Origin of the sequence: Pseudomonas sp. YL2 (assembly GCF_023063025.1) — a bacterium.
Classification (GTDB): Bacteria; Pseudomonadota; Gammaproteobacteria; order Pseudomonadales; family Pseudomonadaceae; genus Aquipseudomonas; species Aquipseudomonas putida_A.
In genome coordinates this window covers 177,197-191,469 of the sequence record NZ_JAJSLU010000003.1, presented here as the reverse complement: position 1 = coordinate 191,469, position 14,273 = coordinate 177,197, and the positions used below count along the sequence as shown (strand labels likewise).

Below are 14,273 nucleotides of genomic sequence, written 5' to 3'. Positions count from 1 at the left end.
GGGCGCTCCCCCGGGGGGGCGGGGCTGCGGCGGGCAGGGGGTGTGCCCCGCCCCACCCCCCCCCCCACCCCCCCCCCCCCGCGAGAAACCCCCCTCCCACAGGGATTGTGTTTAACCCCTCATCCTCGTCGGGCCTCTTTATATGCGTATCAAAGTCCACTGCCAAAACCGCATCGGCATCCTGCGCGACATCCTCAACCTGCTGGTGGAGTACGGGATCAACGTTGCACGCGGCGAGGTCGGCGGCGAGCACGGCAATGCGATCTATCTGCACTGCCCGAACCTGATCAACATCCAGTTCCAGGCGCTGCGGCCGAAGTTCGAGGCGATTGCTGGAGTGTTTGGGGTCAAACGCGTCGGGCTGATGCCCAGCGAGCGTCGGCACATGGAGTTGAACGCGTTGCTCGGCGCGCTGGAATTCCCGGTGCTGTCGATCGACATGGGCGGCTCGATCGTTGCGGCCAACCGCGCGGCGGCGCAGTTGCTCGGAGTGCGCGTGGATGAAGTGCCGGGGATTCCGCTGTCGCGCTATGCCGAGGATTTCGATTTGCCGGAACTGGTGCGCGCCAACAAGTCGCGAATCAACGGCATGCGCGTCAAGGTCAAGGGCGACATCTTTCTCGCCGACATCGCGCCGCTGCAATCGGAGCACGACGACAGCGAAGCCATGGCCGGTGCGGTACTGACCTTGCACCGCGCCGACCGCGTCGGTGAGCGCATCTATAACGTGCGCAAACAGGAATTGCGTGGCTTCGACAGTATCTTCCAGAGCTCGAAAGTGATGGCCGCTGTCGTGCGTGAAGCGCGGCGCATGGCGCCGCTGGATGCGCCGCTATTGATCGAAGGCGAAACCGGCACCGGCAAAGAATTGCTCGCCCGCGCCTGTCACCTCGCCAGTCCGCGCGGGCAGTCGCCGCTGATGGCGCTCAACTGTGCAGGGCTGCCGGAGTCGATGGCCGAGACCGAACTGTTCGGCTACGGCCCCGGCGCCTTTGAGGGCGCGCGCGCCGAAGGCAAGCTCGGCCTGCTGGAACTGACGGCGGGCGGTACGCTGTTCCTCGATGGCGTCGGTGAAATGAGCCCGCGCTTGCAAGTGAAGTTGCTGCGCTTTCTGCAGGACGGCTGCTTCCGCCGGGTCGGCAGCGACGAAGAGGTGTATCTGGACGTGCGAGTGATCTGCGCCACTCAGGTCGACTTGTCCGAACTGTGCGCGCGCGGCGAGTTTCGTCAGGATCTGTATCACCGCTTGAACGTGCTGTCGCTGCACATCCCGCCGTTGCGCGAATGCCTCGACGGTTTGACCCCGCTGGTCGAGCACTTCCTCGATCAGGCCAGCCGCCAGATCGGTTGCTCGCTGCCGAAACTGGCGCCGGCAGCAATGGATCGCCTCAGTCATTATCACTGGCCGGGCAACGTGCGGCAGCTGGAGAACGTGCTGTTCCAGGCGGTTTCACTGTGCGAGGGCGGCACGGTCAAGGTCGAACACATCCGCCTGCCGGATTACGGCGTGCGTCAGCCGCTTGGCGATTTCTCGCTGGAGGGCGGGCTGGACGAGATCGTCGGACGCTTCGAGAAAGCGGTGCTGGAGCGCTTGTATTCCGAACACCCGAGCAGTCGGCAACTCGGTAAGCGGTTGGGGGTTTCGCACACCACCATTGCCAACAAGCTCCGTGAGTATGAGGTCGGTAAAGATCCTGAAGCTTGAGATCAAAAGATCGCAGCGTGCCGCAGCTCCTACAGGGGGAAGCATTTCAATGTAGGAGCTGCCGAAGGCTGCGATCTTTTGATCCTTTGCCGCCAAGCGGCATAACACCGCCGGTTTTTCGACTTCGATACATTTCCAGTTTCCCCACAAACCCCCGCAAGTCCTTTGTTTACCGGGCCGCAAGCCGCCAGAAAAAAGTTGGTCTGCAAATTGCTTATGGCTCAGCAGTACAGCGGTGGGCGGCAAACGTCCGGCATGCAGAGGAAAGAGTGTGGACAAGTACCTTTATGTGGCAATGACCGGCGCCAGTCAGAACGCACTGGCGCAAAAGGCCCATGCCAACAACCTGGCGAACATCTCCACCAATGGTTTTCAGCGCGACCTGGAGCAGGCGCGTTCGATGCCGGTGTTCGGTGACAGCTTTCCGGCGCGTGCGTTTGCCATGAGCGAACGGCCCGCCACCGACTTCACCGCCGGTTCGCTGGTGCAGACCGGGCGTGACCTCGACGTCGCCGTGACCGGCAACGGTTTTATTGCCGTGCAGAACCCTAACGGTGGCGAAAGCTACGTGCGCACCGGCAGCCTGAACATCGACGCCCTCGGCGTATTGCGCGCCGGCAACGGCATGCCGGTACTCGGCAATGGCGGTCCGATCGCCGTGCCGCCGGAGCAGCAGGTCGAAGTCGGTGAAGACGGCACCATCAGTATTCGTGCGATGGGCGAAGGCCCGCGCGTCATGGCGGAAGTCGACCGGATCAAACTGGTCAACCCGGACATCAAGAACCTCAACAAGGGCCTCGACGGCTCGATCTACACCAAGGACGGCCAGCCGGCGCCGGCCGATGCCAACGTCAAACTGGTGTCGGGTTTCCTTGAGTCGAGCAACGTCAACGCCGTGGAAGAAATGACCTCGGTGCTGGCCCTGGCCAAGCAGTTCGAGTTGCACGTCAAGATGATGAATACCGCCAAAGACGACGACCAGGCCATGGCTCGGGTCTTGCAGATCAGCTAATTATCAGAACGTCGCGCCGTAAAACAGGCGCACGAGGAGAATCGAATGCTTCCGGCTCTATGGGTTGCCAAAACCGGTCTGTCCGCCCAGGACACCAACCTGACCACCATTTCCAACAACCTGGCGAACGTCTCGACCACAGGTTTCAAACGTGACCGTGCCGAATTCCAGGACCTGCTGTATCAGATCAAGCGTCAGCCAGGCGCCCAGTCGACCCAGGACAGCGAACTGCCGTCCGGTCTGCAACTGGGTACCGGTGTGCGCATCGTCGGCACGCAGAAAAACTTCACCGCCGGCAGCCTGCAAACCACCGAGCAGCCGCTGGACATGGCCATCGACGGTCGCGGTTTCTTCCAGATCCTGCAGCCGGACGGCACCACGTCCTACACCCGTGACGGTACTTTCCACCTCGACTCCAACGGTCAGATCGTCAACGCCAGCGGTTTCGCCCTGGAACCGGCCATCGTCATCCCGAACAACGCGCAGAGCTTCACTGTCGGCACCGACGGCACCGTGTCGATCACAGTGCCAGGCAACCCGGCCGCTCAGGTGATCGGCAACCTGCAAACCGCCGACTTCATCAACCCGGCCGGTCTGCAGGCAGTGGGCAACAACCTGTTCCTGGAAACCGCTGCTTCCGGCGCGCCGCAAATCGGCACCCCGGGCCTGAACGGTTTCGGTACCACGCTGCAGAACACCCTGGAAGGTTCCAACGTCAGCACCGTTGAGGAGATGGTCAACATGATCACCACTCAGCGCGCCTACGAGATGAACTCCAAGGTGATCTCCACCGCCGACCAGATGCTCTCGTTCGTAACGCAGAATCTGTAATCAAGTCTATGGGGCGGCCATGAGGTCGCCAGCAACACCGTGAGGTAGGGTCATGAAACGCTTCGTATCTGTTCTGGCATTGGGTGGGGTCGTCTCGCTCGCGGGCTGCGTCGCACCGACGCCCAAGCCCAATGACCCTTATTACGCTCCGGTGTTGCCACGCACGCCATTGCCGGCGGCGGCCAACAACGGCTCGATCTATCAGGCCGGCTTCGAGCAGAACCTGTACAGCGACCGCAAGGCGTTCCGGGTCGGTGACATCATCACCATCACCCTGAACGAGAAGACTCAGGCGAGCAAAAACGCCAACTCGCAAGTGGCCAAGAACAGCAAGACCGGCATCGGCCTGACTTCGCTGTTCGGCGGCAGTGGCACCACCAACAACCCGTTGGGTGGCAATGACCTGAGCCTCGACGTCGGCTACAGCGGCGACCGCGCGACCAAGGGCGACAGCAAGGCGGCGCAGGGCAACACCCTGACCGGTTCGATCACCGTGACCGTGGCCGACGTGTTGCCCAACGGCATCATCGCCGTGCGCGGCGAGAAGTGGATGACCCTCAACACCGGCGACGAGCTGGTGCGGATTGCAGGTCTCGTGCGTGCCGATGACATCGCCACCGACAACACCGTGTCGTCGACCCGTGTCGCCGATGCGCGCATCACCTACTCGGGCACCGGTTCGTTTGCCGATGCGAGTCAGCCAGGCTGGTTCGACCGTTTCTTCCTCAGCCCGCTGTTCCCTTTCTAGGTGGCGACTTTGAATTTCAAGAGCCTCATGCTGGCTGCGGCCCTGTTGTCCGCAGCCTTTGGTGCCCACGCCGAGCGGCTGAAAGATATCGCCAGCATTTCCGGCGTGCGTTCCAACCAGTTGATCGGTTACGGCCTGGTGGTCGGGCTTAACGGCACCGGCGACCAGACGACGCAGACCCCGTTCACACTGCAGACCTTCAACAACATGCTCTCGCAGTTCGGCATCAAGGTGCCGCCGGGATCGGGCAACGTGCAGTTGAAAAACGTCGCGGCGGTGTCGGTGAGTGCCGATCTGCCGGCGTTCGCCAAACCGGGTCAGCAGGTCGACATCACCGTGTCTTCGATCGGTAACTCCAAGAGCCTGCGCGGAGGCACCCTGTTGCTGACCCCGCTCAAGGGTATCGACGGCAACGTCTACGCCATCGCCCAGGGCAACTTGGTGGTCGGTGGTTTCGATGCTGAAGGGCGTGACGGTTCGAAGATCACCGTCAACGTTCCGTCGGCCGGTCGCATCCCGGGTGGTGCGTCGGTGGAGCGTTCGGTACCGAGCGGTTTCAACCAGGGCAACAGCCTTACGCTGAACCTCAACCGTTCCGACTTCACCACGGCCAAGCGTATCGTCGACAAGATCAACGACATGCTCGGCCCTGGCGTGGCGCAAGCCATCGACGGCGGCTCGATCCGTGTGACGGCGCCGCTCGATCCGAGCCAGCGCGTCGACTACCTGTCGATCCTCGAAAACCTTGAAGTCGATCCGGGTCAGGCGGTGGCGAAAGTCATCATCAACTCGCGTACCGGCACCATCGTCATCGGCCAGAACGTGAAAGTTTCGCCGGCCGCCGTGACCCACGGCAGCCTGACCGTGACCATCACCGAAGACCCGATCGTCAGCCAGCCGGGTCCGCTGTCCAATGGGCAGACGGCCGTTGTGCCGCGCTCGCGGGTCAATGCTCAGCAGGAAGCCAAGCCGATGTTCAAGTTCGGCCCGGGCACCACCCTCGACGAGATCGTGCGGGCGGTGAATCAGGTTGGCGCGGCACCGGGTGACCTGATGGCCATTCTCGAAGCACTGAAGCAGGCCGGCGCGTTGCAAGCCGACCTGATCGTGATCTGAGGACGCCGACCATGGATATGCGCAAAGGCAGTCTGGTGGGCACGGGCGATTCGGGTTCGTACTCCGACCTCAATCGTCTGAACCAGCTCAAGGTTGGCGACAAGAACAGCGATGCGAACATGCGCAAGGTGGCGCAGGAATTCGAATCGCTGTTCCTTGGCGAAATGCTCAAGTCGATGCGTTCGGCCACCGAGGCGTTGGGTAAAGACAACCCGATGAACACCCCGGCGGCCAAGCAATATCAGGAAATGTACGACCAGCAACTGGCAGTGTCGCTGTCCCGTGAGGGCGGTGGTATCGGTCTGGCCGACGTGCTGATGAAGCAGATGTCGAGGAACAAACCGCTGGCACCGGGTGAGGCTGCAGCCGCGTCCGCCGCCAAGCAAGAGGCGGCGAAAGCCGCTGCGGTGCAGACCCCGATTGCCGCCGGCACCACTGCCACCAATGGGCCGTTATCGCGGCTCAATGGCGAGCGTCCGTTGTGGGCCTCGCGTTCCGGGCGTGTGGCTACTACCGAAGCCTCGCACAGCAATGACATGGCAATGATCAACAAGCGTCGTCTGGCATTGCCGCCGAAGCTGGCCGATCGTTTGCTCGCCGGTCTGGTGCCGTCCGCCACGCCGACCGCCACCAATGCCTTGCCGCAACGTGCGGCGACCACGGCCGCCACCGGCGCCGGCCCGCTGTACAACGGCGACTGGCTGACCCGTGCCGAAGACGCCAAGGCGTCCGGCGGGCAGATGCAGATTTACGGTCGGGCGATGGCGCAGATTCCGCTGGCGCCGGCCAAGCGCGCTTTCAGCTCCGCCGACGAATTCGTCAACACCATGCTGCCGATGGCCAAAGAAGCCGCCGCGCGTATTGGCGTCGATCCGCGTTATCTGGTGGCGCAAGCCGCACTGGAAACCGGCTGGGGCAAATCGGTCATGCGTGCCCAGGATGGCAGTAGCAGCCACAACCTGTTCGGCATCAAGGCCAGCAGCAACTGGACCGGCGATTCGGCCCGGGCAATCACCAGCGAGTTCCGCAACGGGCAGATGGTCAAGGAGACGGCACAGTTCCGTTCCTATGCCTCGTACAAGGACAGTTTCCACGATCTGGTGACTTTGCTGCAGACCAACAATCGCTATCAAGATGTAGTGAAGTCGGCCGATAACCCAGAACAGTTTGTACGCGAGTTGCAAAAGGCCGGTTACGCGACCGACCCGAACTACGCGACGAAGATTTCGCAGATAGCCAAGCAGATGAACAGTTTCGAAAACTACGCTGCGGCCGGCGTTTCAACGACGCCTCTATAAACACACGGTAAGGTTTGAATCATGAGTTTGCTCAATATCGGGATGTCGGGGTTGTCCGCGAGTTCTTCCTCTCTCGCGACCACAGGTAACAACATTGCCAACGTCGACACCGCCGGGTATTCACGCCAGCAAACCGTGCAGAGCACCAAGTCCTCGCAGCAGTTCGGCAACGTCTTCATCGGTACGGGGACGACCCTGGCCGATGTGCGCCGGGTCTACAACTCTTACCTCGAAAACCAGCTGCATACCGCCACCTCGCTCAATAGCGAAGCGGCTGCGTACGGTGCCCAGGCCACTGCGCTGGATGCCTCGATGTCCGATACCAACACCGGCCTGACCGGTGTGCTGCAAAAGTTCTTTACCTCGATGCAGGGCGTGGCGACCTCGGCCACTGATGACACCTCCCGTCAGTCGGTGCTGACCGGTGCGCAGGCCCTGACCAGCCGTTTCAATGCGCTGGCCAAACAGCTGAACGATCAGAACACCACGATCAATGGCAACCTGGGCGACATGACGTCCCAGGTCAACAAGCTGGCGACTTCGATTGCCAACCTGAACCAGAAGATCGGCGAGATTTCCACCAGCGGCGGCCAGCCGAACGATCTGCTCGACAGCCGTAACGAAGCGGTGCGTCAGCTCTCCGAGCTGACCGGGGCGCAGGTTGTCGAACGTGGCACCAGTTTTGACGTGTACATCGGCACCGGCCAGCCGCTGGTGATCGGCAACACCACCAACACCCTGAGCACCGTGCCGAGCAAGGACGATCCGACGCGCATGGCGATTCAGCTGGACCGCGGCTCAAGCGTGATCGATATCACGTCGGCCATGAGCGGTGGCGAAATCGGTGGCCTGCTGACCTATCGCAAAGAAGTGCTCGACCCTTCGCTCAATGAGTTGGGGCGTGTCGCGCTGGTAGTGGCCGATCAGGTCAACAGCCAACAAGCCCAGGGCATCGACAAGAACGGTGACTTCGGCGCAGCGATCTTCAACAACATCAACAGTGCCGCTCTGGTCAGTCAGCGCAGCATTGCGCAGTCGACCAATAGCGCCGGGTCGGGCAACCTCGATGTCACCATCAAGGACACCGGCAAGCTGACCACCAGCGATTATCAGGTGACCTTCACCAGCGCCACCAACTATTCGGTCAAGCGCTCCGATGGCACCGACATGGGCTCGTTCAGCACCACGACCACGCCACCGCCGGTAATCGACGGCTTCACCCTGGCCCTCAACGGCGGGGCGCTGAGCGCGGGCGACACGTTCAAGGTGACGCCGACCCGTAACGCGGCAAGCACTATTCAGACGGTACTGACCGATCCGAAGAAAATCGCTGCGGCAGCGCCGTTGACCGGCGTGGCCAGTGCCAACAATTCCGGTACCTACACCCAGCCGACGCTGACTGATTCGTTCGACATCTACAACCCGGCGTCGCAGACCGAGTTGCAGAATGCGCTCAAATATTCGACGCCGGTCAAACTGGTGTTCGGTGCGGTCGCCAGCGGCAGCCAGTCGTACAACATGGTCGACGCCAAGGGCAACACCATCGGTTCGGGCACCATCGTGCCGGGGCAGGCCAACACCTTGAACCTCAAGGTCGGCATGGTCGACTCCACCGGTGCTCCGGTGATGGACACCACGGTCACGCCGAACGTGCAGAAGACCTTCACCGTACAGACCACCGTGGGCGCGACGCCGAAGTCCGGTGAAACCTTCACCATCAACCTGACCGGCGCGGCGTCTTCGGATAACCGCAACGCACAGACACTGGTTGGCCTGCAGACCAAGCAGACCGTGGACACCGGCAGCGGCAGCAAGGGCATCAGCCTGACCGACGCCTACAACAAACTGGTGACCAACGTCGGTACCAAGGCTGCGCAGAGCAAGTCCGACAATGAAGCCACCTCGGTGATCCTCGATCAGGCCAAGGGCGCGCGTGATTCGCTGTCCCAGGTCAACCTCGATGAAGAGACCGGCAACCTGGTCAAGTATCAGCAGTACTACACAGCGTCTTCGCAGATCATCAAAGCTGCGCAGGAAACCTTCGCCACGCTGATCAACAGTCTTTAAGGAGTCGTAATTCATGCGCATTTCCACCGCCCAGTATTACGCGACGCAAGCTGCTCAATATCAGCGCAACTACAGCAAGACGGTCGCGACCGCCAACGAAGCGAGCAGCCTGCAGCGCATCAACACCGCTGCCGACGATCCGATCGGCGCCGGTCGCCTGCTCAAGCTGGGTCAGCAAAGTGCGATGCTCGACCAGTATCAGGGCAACATCGACACCACCAAGAGCTCGCTGACCGTGCAGGAGTCGACGTTGAACTCCATCACCACGGCTCTGCAGCGCGCCAAGGAAATCGGCCTGGCCGCCAACAACGGTATCGCCACCGACGACAACCGCAAGGCGTACGCGGCGGAACTGAGCCAGATCCAGCAACAAGTGCTGGGCCTGATGAACTCCAAGGATGCCAACGGCAACTACCTGTTCTCCGGTTCCAAGACCGATACCGCGCCGTACTCGCAAAACGTCGACGGCACCTACACCTATAACGGTGACCAGACTCAGATCAACCTGGGCATTGGCGACGGTATGTCGGTCGCGACCAATACTACCGGTTGGGACGCCTTCCAGCAGACCATCAACACCAGCCGCACCCAGACCAGCATGACCGCTCCGGCGGTGGATGACGGTCGTGTGGTGCTGTCCAACGGTACGGTCGGCACCGCAGCGACCTACAACGCCAAGTTCACGGCGGGCCAGCCATACACCGTGGATTTCATCAGCAGCACGCAGTTGAAAATCACCGATGCCCTGGGCAACGACGTGACGTCCGAAGCCAGCCAGAACGGCCTGATCAGCAACAGCAATGGTGCCAACCAGACCGTCAGCTTCCGTGGCGTCGACATGAAGTTGAACATCAACCTCAAGGCCGGCGACACCAACCCGGATGCGGTCATCGCCGGTCACAGCTTCCAGCTGTCGGCCACGCCTGATTCGTTCACCACTGCGCGCAGCCCGGGCAACCCGTCGACGGCGGTCATCACCGGCTCCAGCGTGACCAACCAGGCGGCGTACAGCGCGGCCTTCCCGTCGGGCGGCGGCGCGGTGCTGAAGTTCACCAGCGCCACCGATTTCGACCTGTACGCGGCCCCTGTGACCGCTGACAGCAAACCGGTGTCGTCGGGCACCATGGTCGGCAGCAACGCCACGGCCGCCGGTGTGACCTTCGCCATTGGCGGTACGCCGGGTGCGGGCGATCAGTTCTCGATCCAGTCCAACAACCACCAGACCCAGAACGTGCTCGACACCCTGGGCCAGATGGTCACGGCGCTGAACATGCCGGTCGATGGTGATCCGGTAGCCAAGCAGAAATTCCAGGGGGCCATGGAGTCGGCGCTGGGCAACATCGACAGCGCCTCCAACCAGATTGGCGCTGCGGTGACCTCGATCGGTGCGCGCGGTCAGTCGCTGGATGACCAGGACACCACCAACCAGAGCCTGATCCAGGCCAACACCACGACCCAGGGTTCGATCCGTGATTCGGATCCGGCCGAGGTGATGACCCGCCTGACGTTGCAGCAGACCATGCTGCAAGCCTCGCAACTGGCGTTCAGCAAGATCAGTCAGTTGGGTCTGTTCAACAAGATCTGACATTGGACGGGCGCGCAGGCGCCCGTTTGTCTCGTCCTTCAGTTAATGTTTTTTTGCGGTTTCATGGGCTCGCTTTACCGAGCGGGCTCGTACCGCCTGTGAGCCCGCCGTGAATCCACTTCCTCTCGTCAGTCTGGTCATTCCCGCCTTCAATCCGCGCTTCTTCGAGCGGACCTTGAGCAGTGCGGTGAGCCAGACTTATGGCCAACTCGAAATCATCGTTTGCGACGACAGCCGCGGCAGCGAGATTGAAGCCATCGTTGCGGCGGTAGTCGAGCAGTCCGGCGTCGCCGTGCGTTACGTGCGCAATCCGCGCACCTTGGGCATGGTCGGCAATCTCAAGGCCTGCCTGGAACAGGCGCAGGGCCAATTGGTCAAATTTCTGTGCGACGACGACCATCTCTATGCCGCCTGTGTTGAACAGCAAGCGCAGGAAATGGTGCGTGAGGAAGTCCGGCTGGTGCTGGCTCAGCGACTGTTCTGGGACGCTGACGACATCATTCTTCCAGCGCGTCTGGAAAACACTTCGCTGTCTCCGCTCAGTGGCTTGTTCAAGGGCGACGACCTGCTGGGCATCTTTGAAAAGTTTCCGGTCAATGTGCTGGGTGGGTTCACCAATGCGCTGTTTCGCCGGGAAGATCTTGTCGAGTTGCTGCCGGCATTGACCCAGGAAGGCCACTGCTTTGTGGCAACCCTGGATTTCGCGCTGTTCGTCTGTCTGATGCGGCGCGGCAACGTGGCGGTGTCCAACAATGTACTCAGTGCCGAGCGACTGTACCCGGAGCGCCTGAGCGCCCAGCAGTCGATGAAAGATGCGGTTGAAGTCGAGCGCGAGTGGATTCTGCAAATGCTCAAGGCGCGCAGCGGCGAATCTGCGCCTGCGCCAGGTTGGGTTCGTTACATTCCGCTGACCAAGGCTGATGAGACACCCCGGGTCTGGGAAGAGCTGCCTCTGAGCCGCACCCTGGGTACCAAACAAAGTCGCCAGGAGTGGTGTGTCGGCATCGACAGCTGGAGTTTTGCCGAGCTTTATGCGCAATGGCTGGAGTGCCGGGTGCTCACCGAGGGGCAGCGCAAGTTGCTGCCGGAGACCCTGGCTGGCTGGTCGCATCAGCCGCGCATCGTCCCGATCGTCATCGATCGCGACGGCAGTCGCGACGGTGTCGAGCGCACGCTGGAGGCGCTTGCCGCACAGGATTATCTGCCGGAGTTGATTCTGGTGCTGTCCGCTGCCTGTTCCGAGGCCGAGCTCGATGGTCGGGTGTTCCGCATGCCGTTGCAGGACGACGGACTGGAGCAGATCAATGCATTGTTACCGCAACTGGAAGGGGCCGACTGGTTCTACCTGTTGCAGGCCGGCGATCGTCCGGTGGTGCCGGCGTTGTTGATCATGGCCGAGCGCATCGCCCATTCTCCGGCGCTGACGTGTCTGTACAGCGATGAAGGCAGCCTGCGCAACGGCGAATCGGCGGAGCCTGCGTTCAAACCGGATTTCAACCTCGACCTGCTGCGCAGTTACCCGTACGTCGGGCGCGCGCTGGCGTTCAAGCGCGAACGCTTTCTGGCGCTGGGCGGATTCGCGGCGACGTTCGCCGAACTGGCCCCCCACGACGTGCTGTGGCGCATGGTCGAGAGTGACGGTACGCAGGTGGTCGGGCATGTCGCCGAAGTTCTGGTGCAATCGCCCTTCGATCTGTCCGCCTGGCTCGCCGCTCCGGCGGTCATCGAGCAGAATCCGCGTGTACTCGAGGCCCATCTGCAGCGCCTGGGGATTGCCCACGAAATCCGCCGTGGCAGTTCCGGGTTGCTCAATCGTGTCGACTATCGCCATGCCCGGCGTCCGCTGGTGTCGATCATTATTGCGACCAAGGACCAGACGGCTGCCTTGCAGCGCTGCGTCGAGACGCTGTTGGAGAAGACCGCTTACTCCGAGTACGAGTTGTTGCTGGTCGACAACGGCAGCGAAAGCACCGAAGCGCGGGCCTGGCTGGACGGTATGGCAGAGCTGGGCGGCGAGCGGATTCGTGTCCTGAACTACCCGCAGCAGGGCAACGCGGCGGCGCTGCATAATTTTGCGGTAGGGCAGGCGCGTGGTGAATACGTGCTGCTGCTCAATTCGTTTGCGGTAATCACCCAGGCCGACTGGCTCGACGAACTGCTCAATCATGCGCAGCGTCCGGAAGTCGGCGTGGTCGGCGCCAAGCTGTTCAATCCTGATGGGTGCGTGCTGCACGCGGGTCTGATTCTTGGTCTGCAAGGTGCAGTGGGTTTGCCGTTCTATGGTCAGTCGTTGCAGTCGGATGGTTACATGTTCCGGCTGCAAGCGGTCCATGACCTGAGTGCCGTCGGTGGCGATTGCCTGATGGTGCGCAAGGCGGTTTACGAGTCTGTCGCCGGTCTCGATGAGCAAGCGCTGAAACAGGCGCTGAATGTCGTGGATCTGTGCCTGCGGATCGGTCAGGAAGGATACCTGGTGGTGTGGACCCCTTATGCCTTGCTGGCACTGGGCGCACGCCCCAGTGTTCAGGCGACGGCAGAGGAGGAGCAATTGCAGCTTCAGGAGCAGGAAACCTTCTACCAGCGCTGGTTGCCGCGCATTGCCCGTGATCCGGCCTTCAACGTCAATTTGTCGTTGCAGGGTGTCGGTGCGACGAGCTTCAGCCTGGAACCGGGCCTGCGTACCGGCTGGAGTGCATTTTCCCGGGCGCAGTTGCCGAACGTGCTTGCCGTGCCGATCAACGCCTCGGCCATCGGTCACTACCGCATGAGCCAGCCGCTGATCGAACTGGAAGCGGCCAACCGCGCTGAAGGGCGGATTTGCTATGGACTGCCGTCGATCATTGATATCGAGCGTCAGTCCCCGGACGTGATTGTGCTGCAGGGGCGTTATTCGCAGGGTGCCATTGATGAGATTCCGCCACTGAAGAAATTCAGTCATGCCCGGCGCATCTTTGAGCTTGATGACTATGTGATCGACGTTCCTCATCGCAATGCGCATATTCGCAACATGCCCAATAAACAGGAAATGGAGCGGATGGTGCGCAGTGCGATCAGCCTGTGTGATCGGGTGGTGGTATCGACCCAGCCACTGGCCAATGCATTGTCGGACATGCACCACGACATTCGCGTCGTCCCCAACATGCTCGCGCGCAACTTGTGGACTGACTTGCGCAGTCAGCGCCGCACTTCGAAAAAACCACGAGTCGGCTGGGGCGGTGGGACCAGTCACCACGGCGACCTGGCGGTGATCGCCGATGTTGTGCGTGAGCTGGCCAATGAAGTCGACTGGGTGTTCTTCGGCATGTGCCCGGATGATCTGCGTCCGTACATGCATGAATTCCACGGGGTAATCCCGTTGGAAGTGTACCCGGCCAAACTGGCAAGCCTGAATCTCGATCTGGCGCTGGCGCCACTGGAATTCCACATCTTCAACGACTGCAAGAGCAACCTGCGTCTGCTGGAGTACGGCGCCTGCGGTTACCCGGTGATCTGCACCGATACCGAGGCCTATCGCGGCTACCTGCCGTGCACCCGGGTCAAGACCAACAGCACCGATGAATGGCTGCAGGCGATCCGCATGCACCTGGCCGATCCCGATGCGAGCTATCGCATGGGCGATGAACTGCGAGAAATCGTATTGCGCGACTACGTACTGCGGGGCGACAACCTGCGCTATTGGGAAAACGGCTGGCTGGCGGATTGACCGGCACTGCTGAAAAAGGCGACTTTCGAGTCGCCTTTTTTGCGTCTTCAATATCCTGTTTGTATCAGTATCGACACTTTTTTACCGCAGAGCCTCAAGCATAGCGCTTTTCCTGTCGATACTTCTCTATTCGCTGACCTCGGACGGTTGCTGCTGGCGTGATCGGCTTGTTACCGGGAGGCAGGTTTCCGGAATCAACAACAATGCA

The 14,273-nt window shown here is 61.4% G+C and carries 9 protein-coding genes; all 9 read left to right on the top strand.

The genetic code is table 11. The features are described from left to right. The first annotated feature begins 142 nt into the window (after nucleotides 1-142). Nucleotides 143-1,705 (top strand): sigma-54-dependent phenylalanine hydroxylase transcriptional regulator PhhR, encoded by a 1,563-nt coding sequence (locus LVD08_RS06195; protein WP_047600009.1) that lies wholly within the window; start codon nucleotides 143-145, stop codon nucleotides 1,703-1,705. 271 nt (nucleotides 1,706-1,976) lie between these two features. Beyond that, complete coding sequence (locus tag LVD08_RS06190) at nucleotides 1,977-2,717, top strand: flagellar basal body rod protein FlgF (protein ID WP_007965507.1); 741 nt, start codon at nucleotides 1,977-1,979, stop codon at nucleotides 2,715-2,717. Nucleotides 2,718-2,762: 45 nt separating this feature from the next. Beyond that, nucleotides 2,763-3,548: a flagellar basal-body rod protein FlgG gene (gene flgG / locus LVD08_RS06185; RefSeq protein WP_003222804.1), complete on the top strand. Its 786-nt coding sequence runs from the start codon at nucleotides 2,763-2,765 to the stop codon at nucleotides 3,546-3,548. A gap of 52 nt (nucleotides 3,549-3,600) precedes the next feature. After that, nucleotides 3,601-4,296, top strand: a complete 696-nt coding sequence (gene flgH / locus LVD08_RS06180; protein WP_007965503.1) for a flagellar basal body L-ring protein FlgH — start codon at nucleotides 3,601-3,603, stop codon at nucleotides 4,294-4,296. A gap of 27 nt (nucleotides 4,297-4,323) precedes the next feature. Further along, on the top strand, nucleotides 4,324-5,412 hold the full coding sequence (locus LVD08_RS06175) for a flagellar basal body P-ring protein FlgI (protein ID WP_161794916.1): 1,089 nt from the start codon (nucleotides 4,324-4,326) through the stop codon (nucleotides 5,410-5,412). Nucleotides 5,413-5,423: 11 nt separating this feature from the next. Beyond that, nucleotides 5,424-6,710, top strand: coding sequence for a flagellar assembly peptidoglycan hydrolase FlgJ (gene flgJ, locus LVD08_RS06170; protein WP_096796286.1), 1,287 nt, complete (start codon nucleotides 5,424-5,426; stop codon nucleotides 6,708-6,710). A 21-nt stretch (nucleotides 6,711-6,731) separates the two neighbouring features. Then, complete coding sequence (gene flgK / locus LVD08_RS06165; RefSeq protein WP_115987967.1) at nucleotides 6,732-8,777, top strand: flagellar hook-associated protein FlgK; 2,046 nt, start codon at nucleotides 6,732-6,734, stop codon at nucleotides 8,775-8,777. Nucleotides 8,778-8,790: 13 nt separating this feature from the next. Beyond that, a complete protein-coding gene (locus LVD08_RS06160) occupies nucleotides 8,791-10,362 on the top strand; it encodes a flagellar hook-associated protein 3 (protein WP_150367978.1) in 1,572 nt (523 codons plus the stop codon). A 109-nt stretch (nucleotides 10,363-10,471) separates the two neighbouring features. Next, entirely contained in the window at nucleotides 10,472-14,065 is a 3,594-nt protein-coding gene (locus tag LVD08_RS06155; RefSeq protein ID WP_247267725.1) for a glycosyltransferase, read from the top strand. Nucleotides 14,066-14,273: the final 208 nt, after the last annotated feature.

Coding starts and splice junctions, on each gene's coding strand:
- flgH (WP_007965503.1), top strand. CDS start 3,601: ATGAAACGCTTCGTATCTGTTCTGGCATTGGGTGGGGTCGTCTCGCTC.
- flgJ (WP_096796286.1), top strand. CDS start 5,424: ATGGATATGCGCAAAGGCAGTCTGGTGGGCACGGGCGATTCGGGTTCG.
- flgK (WP_115987967.1), top strand. CDS start 6,732: ATGAGTTTGCTCAATATCGGGATGTCGGGGTTGTCCGCGAGTTCTTCC.
- LVD08_RS06175 (WP_161794916.1), top strand. CDS start 4,324: ATGCTGGCTGCGGCCCTGTTGTCCGCAGCCTTTGGTGCCCACGCCGAG.
- LVD08_RS06160 (WP_150367978.1), top strand. CDS start 8,791: ATGCGCATTTCCACCGCCCAGTATTACGCGACGCAAGCTGCTCAATAT.
- flgG (WP_003222804.1), top strand. CDS start 2,763: ATGCTTCCGGCTCTATGGGTTGCCAAAACCGGTCTGTCCGCCCAGGAC.
- LVD08_RS06195 (WP_047600009.1), top strand. CDS start 143: ATGCGTATCAAAGTCCACTGCCAAAACCGCATCGGCATCCTGCGCGAC.